Here is a 14,574-nt window from a genome sequence, read left to right on the forward strand (position 1 = left end):
GCGGTCTATCTTAACTTGCAGATTGTGAGGGAACATGAAACGCAAGCCGCTTCTGCTTTTTGCCTTCCCGTTTCTCATTCTTGCGATCCTGGCAGGGGAACGCATGGCAGCCTTCTTGCTGGGAATCTATCCAGCCAGCCCTACCGCATGGTGGGTATGGCTTGAACTGCGCCCCTTGTCGACGATGCTTTGGCAGCAGGTCAACGCCTATCTGGGTGGCTCGATGGCTGCCGACGCCGCCATCCTTGGCGCCGCATCGATCGTCTGCTGGATGGCGTGCCAGACCCGGAGGTCGGCCTTCTTCTTCCTTACGAACCACGTCGCCCTGCTCTTCGCCGGGCTGATGATCGCGGTCGGCAGCCACTCGGAAACGGCGAGCACGATCGCCGCCTTCACGACGCCCCGGGGTCTTCCGTTCGCGCTGGCGATGGATTTCACCTTGAAGAACAGCCTGGTGCTGCTTCTGGGCGCTGCGGCCTGTGTGTACTGCCACGTCGTCTTCCTCAACGAAGCGCGGGCGCGGTTTGAAGCCCGGACCTCCCGCATCATGGCCCTGCAGCGCGATCTCTGAGCAATCCCGCGATCTCTACAGCAATTCCGGGAAAAATGTGAAACGGGTTTCCGGGAAAAGCGCGTAGCGCTTTCCCTTGGGGAGTCGCGTCAGAACTAAAGAGTTGGAGCGGGCGGCATTCGCCACCAGTGCCCTGCCAAAATCCATACCCTACGAGGTCTAATTGATCCTCTTGTAATAGACCTTGCCGTCAGGCTGCTGGATGCGCTGGTAGTTGGAGCTTGGGGGAGGGGGCGACGCCGGCGCGGCCCTCTTCCTGGGCGTGATACTGGGTTCGCTCGCGCTCGCGCCTTCGAGAGCTTCGGGCGCTTCCGCCAGCGTGCTGGTGGTCATCTCCGGCGGCTCCACCGCACCCGGCGTGGCCTCGTCGCCGGCGATCGGCCTAGTCAGTGCCAGCTGGGCAACGTTGCTATTGATCTCGTTGAAGCTGCCTTGCAGTTGGCTGTCCAGTTTCTCGAACCGGCTCTGGAAGCCGTTGTTGACCGTGTCGAGCCGTGCCGCGATCCGCTGCTCGAACGCCCCGAGCTGCTCCAGCCGCGCTTCGACGAAACGCAAGTCGTTCATGCCGCGATAGAGATAGATCGCGGCCGCCATGTTGACCACGGTGAGGAGCAAGCCGCCGCTGGCGATGAGAATGCCGATCGTCTTTATCTTGCTCGGTTTCTCGATGGCGTCCTGTTCGCGCGGTTCCTGGTTTCCGATATCGATCGCCGGCATGTCCGGTTCGCTGAGCATCGTCATTGGACCACCACCTTCGCGCCGACCGCGACGCGCTTGAAAAGATCGATCACATCGGTGTTTGTAAGCCGAAAACATCCCGATGTCCCGTCGAACCCGACACCGGACGGATCATTGGTGCCGTGTATCCGGTAGAGTGTGTCGCGACCGTCACGAAGCAGGTAGAGCGCCCTTGCGCCAAGAGGATTGTAGGGCCCGGCGGGCACCATTTTCGGCAACTCCGGCTGGCGGGCCCGCATTTCCTGCGGCGGGCGCCACTCCGGCCATTCGGTCTTGGCCCCCACCTTGACGACGCCTGTCCAGCCAAACCCGTCGCGTCCGACGCTGATCTGGTAGCGTAGCGCCTGGCCTTGGCGGGTCACCAGGTAAAGCGCCTTCTCGTTCTTGCGGATGATGATCGTTCCTGGCTGCTCGGTGGTTGCGAAGGCAACCGTCTTGCGCAGGCTGGGGCCCATTGCCGGCAGCGGCGGCCGATCAGAAAGGCTCGATCTCGCTTGGGCGAAGTCCTGGACTGGTAGCGCCAACACCACGCCCAGCAGGCTGGCGTAGGCCAACCCCTGGGCGATCCGGTAGCTAGCGTGCAGCAGCGTCATCGAGCCGCTCTTTGAACATCCGCTTCAGGTCCTTGTTGAAGCGCGCCCGCCCATCGACTTCGGAAGGCAGGATCGCACGATTCAGGGCATCGGTCAGCAACGCATTGTCCAGCGCGACCGACTTGATGTGCGGTGCCTTGAAGATCTTCTCGAGCTCGCTGCGCGAGAAGTGGTTGCCGAACCATTTGCGCTTGTGCTTGTTGGCGACCAGCGTGATGTTGACCGCATTGCCGCGCAGTTCGCGGATCTTCTTGTAGAGCCGTTTGCCTTGCCGCAGCGAAGCGACATTGAGTTCGAAGACGATGAAGATCTCGTCGCTGGTCGACAGCACGGAGTTATGCCAGGGCGTCTCGATGTTCGGCAGGTCGATGACGATGTCGTCGAAACGGTAGGCGACGAGGTCCAGCAGCCGGAACACGAAATCGCTGCCGTGCGGCTCGAAAGGCAGTTGCGGCCTTTCGAAGGCATACATGGTGAGGCCGGACGGGCGCGACAGCTTGATGACATCCATCAGTTCGACATCGAGCCGTTCCGGCTGGCCGATGATGCCGGCGAGGTCGAACTGGTTGAACAGGTTGAGATAGGCACCGCAATTGGCGCTTTGGAAATCGAGATCGACCAGGCAGGTGGAAGCCGCGCGTTCGGCCGATTTCGAGGCCAGGTATTCGGCCGCCGACAAAGCGAGTGTCGTCCCACCGGCGCCGCCGCTGGCGCTGATGAAGGTGATGATCCGGCTTTTCGTTCCCTGGTTGCCGGTGTCGTGGAAGGTCACCGCGTTGAGCAGTTCCTTGGCATCGAGCGGCTTGTGCAGCCAGTCGGACGCGTTCATGCGCACCAGCACCCGCGTCTGCTCCGACGTCAATTCGCCGGAAACTGCGATCAGCGGTACGCTTGCCCATTTGGACCGCGCCTCGACGATACCTGCCTGGCCGAGCACCTCGCCATTGGCAAGGTCGAGGATGACGATGCCGGGTCGCGTGTCGGCGGGCGGCCCCTTTAGGAAGTCGGGCGTCTCGGAAACCCTGACATCGTAGATCGCCAGCGCCTCGAGCCGCGTCGCCACCTCGCGCTTGAAGTTCGGATCCGACGAGAACAGCGCCACCTGCTTGCGCTTGGTCGGTGTAACCTTGGTGTTGATGGCATTCATGGCGTCCACGTGCTCTTCATGTCTTCGCCCGTGACCGTGCTCAGCATGGAGGGCATGGTGATGGTTCCGAATCCGAGCAATCCGGCCAGGAAAAAGAACTGAAAGGGATGGTCGGTGATGCTGACGGTAATGGTCGGCACCGGCCCCTCAGGGCGCGTCCAATATCCGAGTCCTGACGCCTGATATTGTATCCTGACCTCGGACTTCACTAAGGTTGGCAGGAACCTCTGCATTCCGGCCCGGTTGCCGTTGCCGCTGAAAATGAAATCAAAGGCGGCCTGGCTCGCATTCAGGTTCTGGCACGTAGCGCCTGCGCCACATGTGCAAGAGACGGTTCCAGCGGCATTTGCCGTGCAGATATAGTTGTAGGTGTTTGCGGGCACCGCGGTACCGACTTTAGTGACATCGCTCTGCGTCAACGTCTCAAGCAAAAGCCCGCTGGCGACAGGTGCAGAGATCTCTGCCAGTCTTGCGCCGGCCTGCACCGCTTTGTTCCCGGCGTTCCACTGGAAAAAGGCGTAGCCGAAGTCGACAAAACCCAGCAGCAGCGTCAGCAGCAATGGCAGAGCGATGGCCATTTCGACCATTGTGGCGCCCGACTGCTCGGCGCGGAACCTTCGGTTTTCCATCACCATCCGAAGACGCGCTCCTGATGCGATACGTTGATGTTGAGGGTTCCAAGGCCCAGATAATCCCAGAACACGATGCCGTTGTATGGCAACTCGGTGCTGACCTGCACGACGTTCACCGTGCCGGTGCTACTGAGATAAAGCACGTTGCCGCTGCCATCGACCGCTGGGGTGGAAACAGGCTTGGTGATCAAGACTTGACCCGGGGTCCATCCCGGAACTCTTGCGCTGCCGCCAGCGATCGCCCCATTTGCCGCAAGGTTTTGTGCCAGGCCCTGGCAAGTAACCCAATCGCCACTGCATCGCGCCATATAGCGCGCAGCATCTTCGACGCCGGCTTCAAGGAGCAGACGCGTGTTCAAAACGTTGGAGAACTCGAACACACCGGCCGATAACAGCAATACGAGTGGTACGGTGATCGCGACTTCCACCAAGGCGGCGCCGCTTTCGTCGCCTTGGAACCGCCGGATGATTTTGCCCAACCTGGTCATGTCGCCCTACCGATACAGCTGGGCTTCATTGCGGAATGCTTTGTCTACAAGGGTGTTATTGGCAAACCCTCCATCGACGTCGACGATCTCCAGGCTGATCGGCTTCTCAGCACCAGTGCCGTCGTCATCATCGGCATTGTTCTGCTTTGAGACCGGGGTGTTGACGAACACACTGGCATAGCCATCCGGCTTTAACTGGGTGTGGCCATTGATCTTGCCCGCGTTCGCGATGCAGTCGACGATCGCCATGTTGAGCAGACGGCGATCAGGATCCGGCGTTGGGTTGTCACCCTTGAAGCAAGACGGCGTCCCGGTTTCCTTTGTCGGCGCCTGAGACTTGTCCCCGACGAGCCCGTGCGCAATCTCGTATTTATAGACGTCATATCTGGAAGCCGGGACAGTGGTGGTGCCGGTGGGGTTGGTGGCGGCAGGGACGTTGGGGTATGTCGTGCCGTGATTGATCGACCAATAACTAGACCAAAAGCCTTGCGTAGCAATCTGATCGGACATTCCTTTTGAGTCGACATAGTTTGCGCCGGGAGGGAGAGGCAGCGCCGTTCCATCCGTAACGGGGTCGTATTTGCTGCAGCCGTTCTTCTGGCCCTTGCGGACATTGCTGGCAGGCCGGTAGTTCCAGTCCTTATTGTTTTTATTCAACGAGCCGCTGTAGAGATCGAACCGGGTATTCAGCCCAGCGTTGACCTGTCCCAAGGTGACGCCGGTTTTCGTGGTGAGCGCATCGCGGTTGTAGCAGGTGCCTGAGGTGCCCATCGCTATGGCATCACGCAGCGAACTCAGGTTGTTGTCGATCAGCCCGAAATTGCCAGGGCCTGGGTTCGAGTCCACCTTGAGAATACGAAACTCACGGCTATAGGTGTTGCCCGAGGCAAACGCCTGTTGGATCGTCTTGCTGGTCAACGGATCGGTCGTCTCGAACGGGTTGCACATGAAAATCGGCACGGTTTCGCAGATCGACTGAACGAACCCGGCCACGGCCTGTGGCTGGATGTCCATGGTGTTGGCGCTGCCAATCATGCTTGCCGGAAAGATCGTCGCAAATGCGCCGGCACCATCCGCCAAACCGGACGCGTTCACCGTCACCAAGGAGAACTGCACCGCTTTCGGGTCGGTGCTTGACCAGTCATGGCCAGTAGAGTCGACGCCGTCAGCAGTCAAAGTGGTGTCATCGCTGGCGGGTATCCCGGTCAGGTATTTGATCGTGACATCGGCAAGAGCCAGTGTGTGATTGTCTGCCGTTGAAAATTTGGTTGTGTTGCTGAGGAGAGTAGTCGCCGCCCGGTTGGCTCGGTCAATCGAATCCGCCCTACCATCAAGCTCTGAAGCTGTCGCAAGCGCAAGCGCATCGATACCCTTCTGCAGATCGTTCTGGAGCCCGTTGAGCCTGGCCATATCGATGGCCAGCACGGAAAAACCGATCAGAACCGGAAACATTATCGCCACGAAGATCATCGCTACGCCGCGTTGATCGTTCCAGAACGCACGAATGGCCCCCAACATGACCTTACTCTCTCTCTCTCTCTCTCTCTCTCTCTCTCTCTCTCTCCTTGCACCAGGGCCCCTCGCATGCCCGGCGCCTCCGCATCCTTCCGTTCAGTTCACTGCGTTGTCACACCCGAGTTGCCGACATTGACCGTGATAGGCGGCGGCGCGGGCGGCGGTGGTGGATGTTTGTAGTTCTCGCCAACATTGGCGGCGCGCGTGCCGTCACCTTCGATCTTGGTGTTCTTTGAAGCCGGGTTGAGCGTGTCGACCGTCTGCAGCAGCGTATTGAACTTCTGCGTGTCGCCGGCGGCCAAGGTCACCGAATCGTAGTTGTTCAGATAGTCCGCTGCGCAGCCTGACAGCGCGCCGGCGCACAGAACGAGGATCAGGGCGCTATTTCTTGACATAGAGCATCTTGTCCTTCGATTTGAAGTCGAGCATGTGGCCATAGGGGCCGGTGACGCCGTCGCCCGTTTCATATTTGCGGATCATGTCTTTGTTAACCTCGAGTTGCCCGAGGATAAAGAACTCCGGGTCGTTGGCGGGCCGCGTCTTGTCGAACGGCGTCGCCAGTTGCTCGCCGGGCTTAACCGGCCGCACGACATGCGGCGTGACGATGACCACCAGTTCGGTTTCTTCCTTCTGGTTGCTCGAATTGCGGAACAGCGTCCCGATAACCGGCACCTGGCCGAGCCACGGCACCTGGTTCTGAAGCTTAGTGGTTTTGCTCGACAGAAGTCCGCCCACGGCGAAGCTCTGGCCATCGCGCAACTCGACCACGGTCGCCAGCTTGCGGTTGGTGAAGATCGGGTCGCCGGCAGTGGTGAAGCCGGTCAGGTCGCTGACCTCCGGCGCCAGCTTCATATGGATCTTGCCGTCGTCGAGCACGATCGGCGTGAACGTAAGGTTGACGCCGAATTGCTTGAAATCGATCTGGACTAGGCCATCCGTGCCAATGCTGCGGATTGGGACCTCGCCGCCGGCGTTGAAGCTGGCCGGCTCGCCGGAAAGCGTGGTGAGGTTGGGGTTAGCGAGCGTGCGCACCACGCCCTTGGCCTCCAGCGCCTCGATGTACAGGTCGACTTTGATGTTGTTGTCGATGACGCGCGTGAGGAGGGCTCCGAAGGGACTGGAGCCGGACAGGAGGCCACTCAGCAAACCGCCCGAGCCAAGCACCGTACCGTCTTTGTCGACGGCAGCAATTCCAGTTCCGGATTGAGTCGTGCCTCTGCTGTTGGTGGTTCTGATCGACACGCCGAGATCGCGGCCGGCGTTGCGCTTGGCTTCCAGCACGCGCACTTCCAGATTGACCTGCTGGCTGTCGTCGACGATGACGGAGTTGATGATGGCATCGGGGCCGTATTGCTGTGCCACCTCCATGATCGCCGCCAGCGTGGCGCCGTCCTTGACATGGCCGGCAAGCCTGACCCTGCCGTTGACCGAACCGACTTCGATGCGCGACTTTGGCGCCACCTGGCGAATCGCCTGCGCCATGTCGCTAACGTCGACGCCGACCTCGATCTGGATGACGCCGAGCGAACGCTTGTCCGTGGAGAAGAGATTGACCGTGGTGGTGCCGGCGCCCTTTCCGATGACGTAGAGCGTGCGGTCAGTCATCGGCTGGGCATCGGCGATCTTCTCGTCGCCGACGACGATGTCACCCAGATTGGCATTCACCTGGATCGTTACCGATTGCGACATCGGCAGGAAGATCTTGTGGACGCTGGGGTTCGACACATTGATGAAGCGGTCTGCAGCGTGAGCCGCGAGGCTCAACGACAGCAACGGACAGAGACAGGCTAGAACGAAGGCCGCCAGTGGTCCCCAGAACACGCGCATTTACGCTACCCCCTCGCCGGCTGATTCGGACTCCAGATATCCCAGTATGCCGGTGTTATTGTTGTCGTGGCACATCATATGTTTCGAGCTTTATACCTCGAAACACACCCACTGTCGCCCGCGCCGGTGGTTCCGGCTGCACATATTTGACGACTTCCTTGACAACTTCTTGCACCTGCGGCGCAGAAGCCACAGCCGGAGCCGGCTTCACCTTGCTCAGATCGTCGAGCTTGCTCCCCACCCTGTCCACGGCTTGGGTCAAACCGGCTATCTTGTCGTCGGCGCGTTTGCGCTCCTCTGCGGCCGCGGCTTCCGCCGCTGCCTTCCTGTCGAGCTCAGCTTGCCTTTTGGCGACATCGGCCGGCGTTTCGCCGGTCAAGTCGGAAAGCGTTATGCGTTCGGTCATCTCACCCCGGCTGGCCGCGGCTTGGCGAAGCGCCAGCGACAATTGGCCCGCCCCTGCCGCGAGAGTCAGTTTTTGCGCATCCTTGGTGCTGACCTCGAGCGTCACCGACTTCACCACCGTCGGATTGTCCTTGCTCTCGTCAGCCACCTGGTCGACGGCGAGCACCTTCATGCTCTGCAACAGCACGTCGACAAAACTCCTGTCCGCGCCATCGTCGCCGCGCGCCGTGCGCGTCAGCAAAACATCGACCCGGTCACCGGGGAAGACGAAGCCGGCGACGCCGAGCACGTCGTTGACGCGAATGGAAACGGCCTTCATCCCTTCGCCGAGCACCGCCGAAAGCGTGGCACGCTGGCCGGGACCCGTGATCTTGCTGGCAAGAATGGGTTCGTTTGCGCTGATCGCTTGCAGCGCCTGTCTTGCGCCTTCGCCGGCCAGGGCATCCTTAGTCGTCTTGAACGCGCCTGCCGGTAGTGCGCCCGCCTGCCACGGAATTTCGCGCAGCTTGTCGGCGCTGAGTGTGTCGCCGAATTTCAGCGGCATTGCCGCCACCACGACCGTATCGCGCTGGATACCATTCGACTGTGCCATCGCATTGCGCTGGCCGGCCAGCCAGATGTTGGCAAGTACCACCGCCAGCACGCCGAAGACGCCGGCGAGAACAATCATGATCAGAGTATTGGCACGCATCTTCCCACCCCAAATCGCCCCCCAAGGGCGAAGCTAGCTTTTCCTGATGCAGAATGCCTGGGTCGGGACCGAGCGGTCCCGACCCAGCAGTTTGTGGTTACGGCGTGCAATCGCCGCCGGCGCCACCACCGGCCGTAACACCCTTGAGGTTGAGGTTTTTGCATAGACCGGTGAACTGATCACCAACCCAACCGCCGATAGCAAGGATTGCGAGGAGCGAAACGGCGGCAATGATGCCGACAAGGATGGAATATTCGACCATGGCAGCGCCGTTTTCGTCGTCGCGGAACTGCCGGGTCATCGTCATGAGCTTCTTCATGCCAATTTCTCCCTTTGGAGGTTTGAACCCGACGAGACAGAGCCAAGGATGAAATCCATACCCAAGCATCCCCCGTCATCTCGATCCTTGTCCCGCGAAAAAGCAGAGTCAAACAGATTAACGGTTCCTTAACCTTCCAATACCTGATTGGGGGGAGGTTAGTTTTTCCAAGAGCTTGATTCGATTAATTTTTCAATCTCCTTAACCATTCATTCACAATTTGGCCATACCTCCGAATTCGGTACCGCTAAATTAGGTAATATGCATAATCCTTTATATATAAGGGCTTACGACCGGGTGTCGACCTGACGTGGCTCATTACGATCGGTCATGTTCCGTGAGGTGGCAGGCAGATTGCCTGGTATTGATGTGTCGCCAAATAAAAACGATTTTCTTGCACTGCTTGTTAACTATGCCGTAAGTAATGGCTGGTCGCGACCTCGCGCGGCGCTTGTGCCATGCGTGGTTAACAGTTAGTTTCCGTGTCACGAATTTAGCGGGGGCTAACGCATCGTGGTGGGCGGTTCGGCAATCGGTGGGGAGCAGGTGGTCATCCAGGTGTCGCATCATGGATGCGCCGTGACTGCTGATTTGCCCCACGCCAGACCCACGGGATGTTCAGAGTATAATTCGGCTCAAGGCAGTGCGGCAATTTATCGGGGCCGTCAGCTCACTGCGTTTGTTTTGGCCTTGCTCGCAGGGCTCGCGGCTGCAGTTTTGATCTGGTACCCGTTTTCGACCGTAAGCGTAGAGCCGGTTCTTTGGTCTCGAACTGCGATCTCAGCAATGCCTATGGTCCTGCTGTGGGTCGCGCTTGGCGCGATGCGCTACCAACTTCGCAAGACTCCCTTTCGCTATCGCGACATGTTGAGCGATGTCGCAAGCAGGCTCCAGAATCTGATCGTGACATTGAGCGTAATCACTCTCTTCTCGATCGAAATTTTGTTGTTGTCCTATTTGGCATCCGCAACCAGCCGTCCTTTGATGGACGTATATCTGGCCGCGGGCGACGCTGCCCTGGGCTTCGATTGGGTGGCATATGTCGGGCGGCTGAATGAACATCCTTGGATCGTGTCGGTACTTTCGTCCGCCTATTTCAGCTTGAAGGTTCAGTTTCTGCTGTTGCCAGCCATCCTTGCCTTGACCGCCCGCTCGGGCCGGCTAAAGGAATTCGCCGCGCATTTTGGGCTGGCCGGTTGTTTGACCTGCCTGATCATGATGGTGGTGCCGGCGGCGGGGACTTTCGATTTCTACCATCCTTCGCCGGATCTTTTGAGTTCTTTTGGTCCCGGTGCCTCGGCGCGGCACCTTGAACAGCTCCACGCACTTCGGATGTTGAAGCCGTTCCTGATCGGGAATCCGGAGGGTCTTGTGACCTTCCCGTCGTTCCACTCTGCACTGGCTGCGATATTTGTCTATTCCGTGCGAGGCATTCGCTATGTGGCGCCCCCCGTCTATCTGTTGAACGCCATGCTGATACTCGCGGCGCTGCCAGAAGGCGGTCACTACCTTGTCGATATTCTTGCGGGATTCGCGGTCGCCGCCGTCTCGATTCAAACAGTCCATTGGATTGCCAAACTGGAGACTCAGCAACAAACGGGTTACGAAGATGCGCAATCGTCGGAGCAGCAGGCGTGATCATGACATTAGTTAACTGTGGAATGAACCGTCTCGCGAACTCCTTGTGGGCAGTTAATAGTATCCGTTCAGCGGCATTGGGGACTTACGGAAGATGTTAGGTCGTTTCATCAAGGGACCGAGTGAGACGCGGGCGCTGCAGGAGCCGCCGCCCGTAGCGGTGATGCCCAGCGTTCCATCTCCAGCGACGGTGGTCGCCGAGGGCGCCGACGCTTTCCTGACGCTCAAGGTCGAGCTTCATCGCCACCTGATCGATCGGTTCAATCTGACCGCTCTTGAAAGCGCTTCCAAGGATGAGATCCTGAATGAGATCCGGCCGATCGTTCGCGAGTTCGTTCGCCTGAGAAACGTGCCGCTGAATGCCCGCGAACTCGATCAGCTGACCAGCGACACGGCCGACGAGATGCTGGGGCTCGGGCCGATCGAGCCGTTGCTCAAGGACGATTCTATTACCGATATCCTGATCAACACCCACAAGCGCGTCTTTATCGAACGGCGTGGCTTGGTCGAAGAGACGGCAATCCGGTTTCGTGACGAGGCGCATCTGCTGCGCGTCATCAACAAGATCGTCTCCGCCATCGGCCGCCGCGTCGATGAATCGTCGCCGATGGTCGATGCGCGCCTGGAGGATGGCTCGCGCGTCAACATCGCCGTGCGGCCTGTCTCGGTTGACGGCCCATTGGTGTCGATCCGCAAGTTCTCGAAGAATCCGTACTCGCTCGAACGCCTGATGGCGCTCAACTCGATCAAGCAGCCGATGATCGACCTGTTGCGCATCGCTGTTCAGGCGCGCAAATCGATCCTGGTTTCAGGCGGCACCGGCAGCGGCAAGACGACCTTGCTCAATGCGCTGTCGAGCTACATCCCGTCCAGGGAGCGCCTGATCACCATCGAGGATGCGGCGGAACTGCAACTGCAGCAGCCGCATGTCGGCCGGCTGGAGACACGCCCGCCCAGTGTCGAAGGGAAAGGCGAGGTTCGCCAGCGCGAACTGGTCAAGAACGCGCTGCGCATGCGGCCGGATCGCATCATCGTCGGCGAGGTGCGCGGCGAGGAAGCCTTCGACATGCTGCAGGCGATGAACACCGGCCATGAAGGCTCGATGACCACCATCCACGCCAACACCCCGCGCGATGGGATATCGAGGCTGGAGCAGATGGTTGGCATGGCCGGCATGCCGATGACGCACGAGTCCATCCGAGCGCAAATTGCTTCGGCCATTGACATTATCGTGCAGACACAGAGACTGTCGGACGGCGGCAGGCGCGTGACATCGATCTCGGAAATCACTGGGATGGAGGGCAATGTCGTGCAACTGCAGGAAATCTATCATTTCGTCCGGCGCGATGTCGCCGCCGACGGTACGATCATCGGCGAATTTCGCGCCACCGGTGTCAGGCCTAGATTTGCGGCGGAAGCGGCAACGCTAGGGCATCATTTCGGCAAGGACGCCTTCAATCCGCAGGTTGCGCTCTGATGCCGTCCGGCCAGGCATTGCTCTATTTTATCTACGTCCTTGCGGCGGCGTCGATCATTCTCGCCGGCGAGGCCCTGTATCTTTCCTTTTCCGATCGCCGTGCGGCGGTCGGCGCCATCAATCGTCGGTTGAGGCGATTGTCTGACGACGTTCCGGCAGAACGAACTTTGCAAAACCTGCTGCGCGAGCGGGGGCTGACGGAATCGGGGGACTTTCTTTTTGGGCTGGTCGGACTGAACAGGCTCTATACCCAATCCGGCATCACCGGAAACCCGCTGACATTCGCCGGTATATTTATCTGTGCCGGGTTGGCATTGGCGCTGCTGCTGTCATTCCTCTTCGGCTTGTCGGCAATACTGGCACTCGTCGTATTTCTGGTTGTCGGGTTTGCGTTGCCTCTATTCATGCTTCGCCGCGCGCGCAAAAAGCGAATCCTGAAATTCGCGAAGCAACTCCCGAATGCTCTCGACATGATCGTGCGCTCGCTGCGAGCCGGACATCCGGCCTCAGTGGCTATTAGCCTTGTGGCGCGCGAGATGCCTGATCCCCTGGGAACAGAATTCGGCATCGTCTCCGACGAGATCACCTTTGGTCTAAGCATTGAACAGGCAGTGCGAAAACTATCTCAGCGCGTCGGATTCGACGGCCTTCACCTGCTTTCGATAGCGCTCTCCATTCAGTCCAAGACCGGCGGCAATCTTACCGAAATCCTGGCTAATCTGTCCTCGGTTCTGCGTGAGCGGCAGAAGTTGCGATTGAAGATCAGAGCGCTTTCGTCCGAGGGGCGGGTCTCAGCCTGGATCATCTCGCTGTTTCCAATAGTGATGTTCTTGGTCCTTCAGCTCATTGCCCCGTCCTATTATGGCAAGGTATGGCACAACCCGCTGATTATGCCCGTGTTTGTGGGCTTTGGCCTATGGGCTCTGGTGGGCGACTACATCATGTATCGAATGGTCAACTTCGACTTCTGAGGAGCGTGCGATCAACCTGCTTTCTAACATCAACGACCTGAGCTTTCTGGTCTCCGTCGCTGTTTTCGTGGCTGCGGTGGCCCTTTTCCTGTTTGGCGCGCTTGTCTTCTTACCGGCCCTGCAGACGCGAAAGCTCGTCGCGAAAAGCCTCATGGCCGAAGGTGCGGTCAACCATCGCTCGCTCGCGGGTCAGGAACAGTTGGTCAAGATCGCCGCGCAACGGCCGGTCGACGCCTACTTTCGAACGATGGAGAAGGAGCGTCAGGAGCCGAGTGCGCTTGAAGCAAAGCTCTTCCGCGCCGGCTTCTATCAGGCGAGCGCTCCATTGATCTATACGCTATCGCGACTCGGCGTGGTGTGTATCGGATTTTTGGCTGCCTACGCACTTCTGCCGCGCGTGTTGCCGCCGCATCTGCCCGGGTATTTCGGCCTTGCCGGCTCAGCCCTGCTGGGATTGGCGTGCTTGGTGATTCCTAGCATTCTGCTCGATCGCTTCGAGAAAGCGCAGAAGGACATCTACCGTCGTGGGTTCCCGGATTTCATGGACATGATGATCACCTGTGCCGACGCCGGCATGAGTCTGGAGGCAGCGGTCGAGCGAGTTGGCTCGGAGTTGGCCGGCACCCATAAATGGTTGGGCATCCAGCTTGCGATCATGAATCTGCAACTGCGGGCGGGAAAGCCCTTGCGCGAGGCGCTGCGTGAACTCGCGGACCGCATCGGGCTTGAAGAAGCAAGGTCGCTGGCCGTGCTGTTCCGGCAATCGGAAGAGCTGGGCACCAGCCTGACAGACGCACTACGCGTCTACAGCGAAGAGATGCGAGGCCAGAGAATTCTGAGCGCGGAGGAGAAAGCCAACTCACTGCCCGTGAAAATGATGATTCCGTTGGGGCTGTGTATCTTTCCAGTCGTGCTGATGGTCATTATGTTGCCGGTCATCATCCGGATGAAGGGGATTTTCTTCTAGTTGCGTGTATGCTTTGGTCCTAATGTGAGTCGGGGGACGCTCGAGGGGAACTATATGAAAAGGCTTATCGCTGTCGCAGCCTGCCTGTTGACGGTCGTCCTCGCTGGCTGCCAGACAGACCCCATCGACGGTGTCGTTCGCACCAACGAGCCGTCGAAAGGCGACGTAACCTCCTTTGGCGATGCTTTCGACGGGCTGAAGACGGTCGCCGATGTCGAATATCACGCCTCGGACCAGGCCGTGGCCGAAGCCAAGAACCAGTTCCGCGCGGAAAACTACGGCAATGCCGGCGCCTTGTTCTTCAAGGCGACGCAACTGTCCCCCAATGACGGCAACGCGTGGATGGGGTTGGCTGCCTGCAGCGACCGGATCCACCGCTTCGATCTCGCCGACCGGGCCTATGCCCGAGCCCTCAAGCTGGTTGGCCCGACGGCGGAATATTACAACAATGTCGGCTATTCCTACCTGCTGCGCGGCAAGCTGCAGAATGCACGCAGCAATTTCCTCAAGGCCTACGAACTGGCGCCCAACGATCCGACCGTCGCCAACAATCTGAAGCTGCTGTCGTCAAGCGTGCAGAATATCGAGCGCTAGC

The 14,574-nt window shown here is 59.3% G+C and carries 16 protein-coding genes; 6 read left to right on the forward strand and 10 right to left on the reverse strand.

Annotated features, from left to right (window positions below):
* The first annotated feature begins 34 nt into the window (after positions 1 to 34).
* On the forward strand, positions 35 to 571 hold the full coding sequence (locus AC1DYW_RS06575; RefSeq protein ID WP_457152637.1) for a hypothetical protein: 537 nt from the start codon (positions 35 to 37) through the stop codon (positions 569 to 571).
* Between the two features lie 159 nt (positions 572 to 730).
* Here the strand turns inward: AC1DYW_RS06575 and AC1DYW_RS06580 are convergent, their stop codons facing one another.
* The 10 genes from AC1DYW_RS06580 to AC1DYW_RS06625 form a co-directional block, all read right to left on the reverse strand.
* Complete coding sequence (locus AC1DYW_RS06580) at positions 731 to 1,312, reverse strand: hypothetical protein (RefSeq protein WP_477225482.1); 582 nt, start codon at positions 1,310 to 1,312, stop codon at positions 731 to 733.
* Entirely contained in the window at positions 1,309 to 1,902 is a 594-nt protein-coding gene (locus tag AC1DYW_RS06585) for a L,D-transpeptidase (RefSeq protein WP_477225483.1), read from the reverse strand. Before AC1DYW_RS06585 ends, AC1DYW_RS06580 begins: the two co-directional genes overlap by 4 nt.
* Positions 1,883 to 3,049 carry a CpaE/TadZ family protein gene (locus AC1DYW_RS06590; RefSeq protein ID WP_477225588.1) on the reverse strand — a complete coding sequence of 389 codons (1,167 nt, stop codon included), beginning with the start codon at positions 3,047 to 3,049 and terminating at the stop codon, positions 1,883 to 1,885. Before AC1DYW_RS06590 ends, AC1DYW_RS06585 begins: the two co-directional genes overlap by 20 nt.
* Entirely contained in the window at positions 3,046 to 3,684 is a 639-nt protein-coding gene (locus tag AC1DYW_RS06595; protein ID WP_477225484.1) for a TadE/TadG family type IV pilus assembly protein, read from the reverse strand. Before AC1DYW_RS06595 ends, AC1DYW_RS06590 begins: the two co-directional genes overlap by 4 nt.
* Complete coding sequence (locus AC1DYW_RS06600) at positions 3,678 to 4,169, reverse strand: TadE/TadG family type IV pilus assembly protein (protein ID WP_477225485.1); 492 nt, start codon at positions 4,167 to 4,169, stop codon at positions 3,678 to 3,680. Before AC1DYW_RS06600 ends, AC1DYW_RS06595 begins: the two co-directional genes overlap by 7 nt.
* A gap of 6 nt (positions 4,170 to 4,175) precedes the next feature.
* A complete protein-coding gene (locus tag AC1DYW_RS06605; RefSeq protein ID WP_477225486.1) occupies positions 4,176 to 5,687 on the reverse strand; it encodes a TadE/TadG family type IV pilus assembly protein in 1,512 nt (503 codons plus the stop codon).
* Positions 5,688 to 5,785: 98 nt separating this feature from the next.
* Positions 5,786 to 6,079 (reverse strand): hypothetical protein, encoded by a 294-nt coding sequence (locus AC1DYW_RS06610; RefSeq protein WP_457154320.1) that lies wholly within the window; start codon positions 6,077 to 6,079, stop codon positions 5,786 to 5,788.
* Entirely contained in the window at positions 6,066 to 7,511 is a 1,446-nt protein-coding gene (locus AC1DYW_RS06615) for a type II and III secretion system protein family protein (RefSeq protein ID WP_477225487.1), read from the reverse strand. Before AC1DYW_RS06615 ends, AC1DYW_RS06610 begins: the two co-directional genes overlap by 14 nt.
* Before the next feature lie 55 nt (positions 7,512 to 7,566).
* Positions 7,567 to 8,607: a Flp pilus assembly protein CpaB gene (gene cpaB, locus AC1DYW_RS06620; protein ID WP_477225488.1), complete on the reverse strand. Its 1,041-nt coding sequence runs from the start codon at positions 8,605 to 8,607 to the stop codon at positions 7,567 to 7,569.
* A gap of 97 nt (positions 8,608 to 8,704) precedes the next feature.
* A complete protein-coding gene (locus AC1DYW_RS06625) occupies positions 8,705 to 8,926 on the reverse strand; it encodes a Flp family type IVb pilin (protein WP_477225489.1) in 222 nt (73 codons plus the stop codon).
* 786 nt (positions 8,927 to 9,712) lie between these two features.
* Between AC1DYW_RS06625 and AC1DYW_RS06630 the strand changes: the two genes are divergently transcribed.
* The 5 genes from AC1DYW_RS06630 (at position 9,713) to AC1DYW_RS06650 (ending at position 14,573) form a co-directional block, all read left to right on the forward strand.
* Positions 9,713 to 10,564: a phosphatase PAP2 family protein gene (locus tag AC1DYW_RS06630; RefSeq protein WP_477225490.1), complete on the forward strand. Its 852-nt coding sequence runs from the start codon at positions 9,713 to 9,715 to the stop codon at positions 10,562 to 10,564.
* A gap of 94 nt (positions 10,565 to 10,658) precedes the next feature.
* Positions 10,659 to 12,041, forward strand: coding sequence for a CpaF family protein (locus AC1DYW_RS06635; protein WP_477225491.1), 1,383 nt, complete (start codon positions 10,659 to 10,661; stop codon positions 12,039 to 12,041).
* Positions 12,041 to 13,012: a type II secretion system F family protein gene (locus tag AC1DYW_RS06640; protein WP_477225492.1), complete on the forward strand. Its 972-nt coding sequence runs from the start codon at positions 12,041 to 12,043 to the stop codon at positions 13,010 to 13,012. Before AC1DYW_RS06635 ends, AC1DYW_RS06640 begins: the two co-directional genes overlap by 1 nt.
* 16 nt (positions 13,013 to 13,028) lie before the next feature.
* Positions 13,029 to 13,979: a type II secretion system F family protein gene (locus AC1DYW_RS06645; RefSeq protein WP_477225589.1), complete on the forward strand. Its 951-nt coding sequence runs from the start codon at positions 13,029 to 13,031 to the stop codon at positions 13,977 to 13,979.
* Between the two features lie 54 nt (positions 13,980 to 14,033).
* Positions 14,034 to 14,573, forward strand: coding sequence for a tetratricopeptide repeat protein (locus tag AC1DYW_RS06650; RefSeq protein WP_477225493.1), 540 nt, complete (start codon positions 14,034 to 14,036; stop codon positions 14,571 to 14,573).
* Position 14,574 lies beyond the last annotated feature (1 nt).

This window comes from Mesorhizobium sp. P2_D5, assembly GCF_056404355.1.

What these genes read in the sequence shown, in the direction of transcription:
- AC1DYW_RS06580 (WP_477225482.1), bottom strand. Translation starts at nt 1,312, where the DNA reads ATGACGATGCTCAGCGAACCGGACATGCCGGCGATCGATATCGGAAAC.
- AC1DYW_RS06610 (WP_457154320.1), bottom strand. Translation starts at nt 6,079, where the DNA reads ATGTCAAGAAATAGCGCCCTGATCCTCGTTCTGTGCGCCGGCGCGCTG.
- AC1DYW_RS06605 (WP_477225486.1), bottom strand. Translation starts at nt 5,687, where the DNA reads ATGTTGGGGGCCATTCGTGCGTTCTGGAACGATCAACGCGGCGTAGCG.
- AC1DYW_RS06635 (WP_477225491.1), top strand. Translation starts at nt 10,659, where the DNA reads ATGTTAGGTCGTTTCATCAAGGGACCGAGTGAGACGCGGGCGCTGCAG.
- AC1DYW_RS06590 (WP_477225588.1), bottom strand. Translation starts at nt 3,049, where the DNA reads ATGAATGCCATCAACACCAAGGTTACACCGACCAAGCGCAAGCAGGTG.
- AC1DYW_RS06600 (WP_477225485.1), bottom strand. Translation starts at nt 4,169, where the DNA reads ATGACCAGGTTGGGCAAAATCATCCGGCGGTTCCAAGGCGACGAAAGC.
- AC1DYW_RS06630 (WP_477225490.1), top strand. Translation starts at nt 9,713, where the DNA reads ATGCCTATGGTCCTGCTGTGGGTCGCGCTTGGCGCGATGCGCTACCAA.
- AC1DYW_RS06595 (WP_477225484.1), bottom strand. Translation starts at nt 3,684, where the DNA reads ATGGTGATGGAAAACCGAAGGTTCCGCGCCGAGCAGTCGGGCGCCACA.
- AC1DYW_RS06650 (WP_477225493.1), top strand. Translation starts at nt 14,034, where the DNA reads ATGAAAAGGCTTATCGCTGTCGCAGCCTGCCTGTTGACGGTCGTCCTC.
- AC1DYW_RS06575 (WP_457152637.1), top strand. Translation starts at nt 35, where the DNA reads ATGAAACGCAAGCCGCTTCTGCTTTTTGCCTTCCCGTTTCTCATTCTT.
- cpaB (WP_477225488.1), bottom strand. Translation starts at nt 8,607, where the DNA reads ATGCGTGCCAATACTCTGATCATGATTGTTCTCGCCGGCGTCTTCGGC.
- AC1DYW_RS06585 (WP_477225483.1), bottom strand. Translation starts at nt 1,902, where the DNA reads ATGACGCTGCTGCACGCTAGCTACCGGATCGCCCAGGGGTTGGCCTAC.
- AC1DYW_RS06625 (WP_477225489.1), bottom strand. Translation starts at nt 8,926, where the DNA reads ATGAAGAAGCTCATGACGATGACCCGGCAGTTCCGCGACGACGAAAAC.
- AC1DYW_RS06615 (WP_477225487.1), bottom strand. Translation starts at nt 7,511, where the DNA reads ATGCGCGTGTTCTGGGGACCACTGGCGGCCTTCGTTCTAGCCTGTCTC.
- AC1DYW_RS06640 (WP_477225492.1), top strand. Translation starts at nt 12,041, where the DNA reads ATGCCGTCCGGCCAGGCATTGCTCTATTTTATCTACGTCCTTGCGGCG.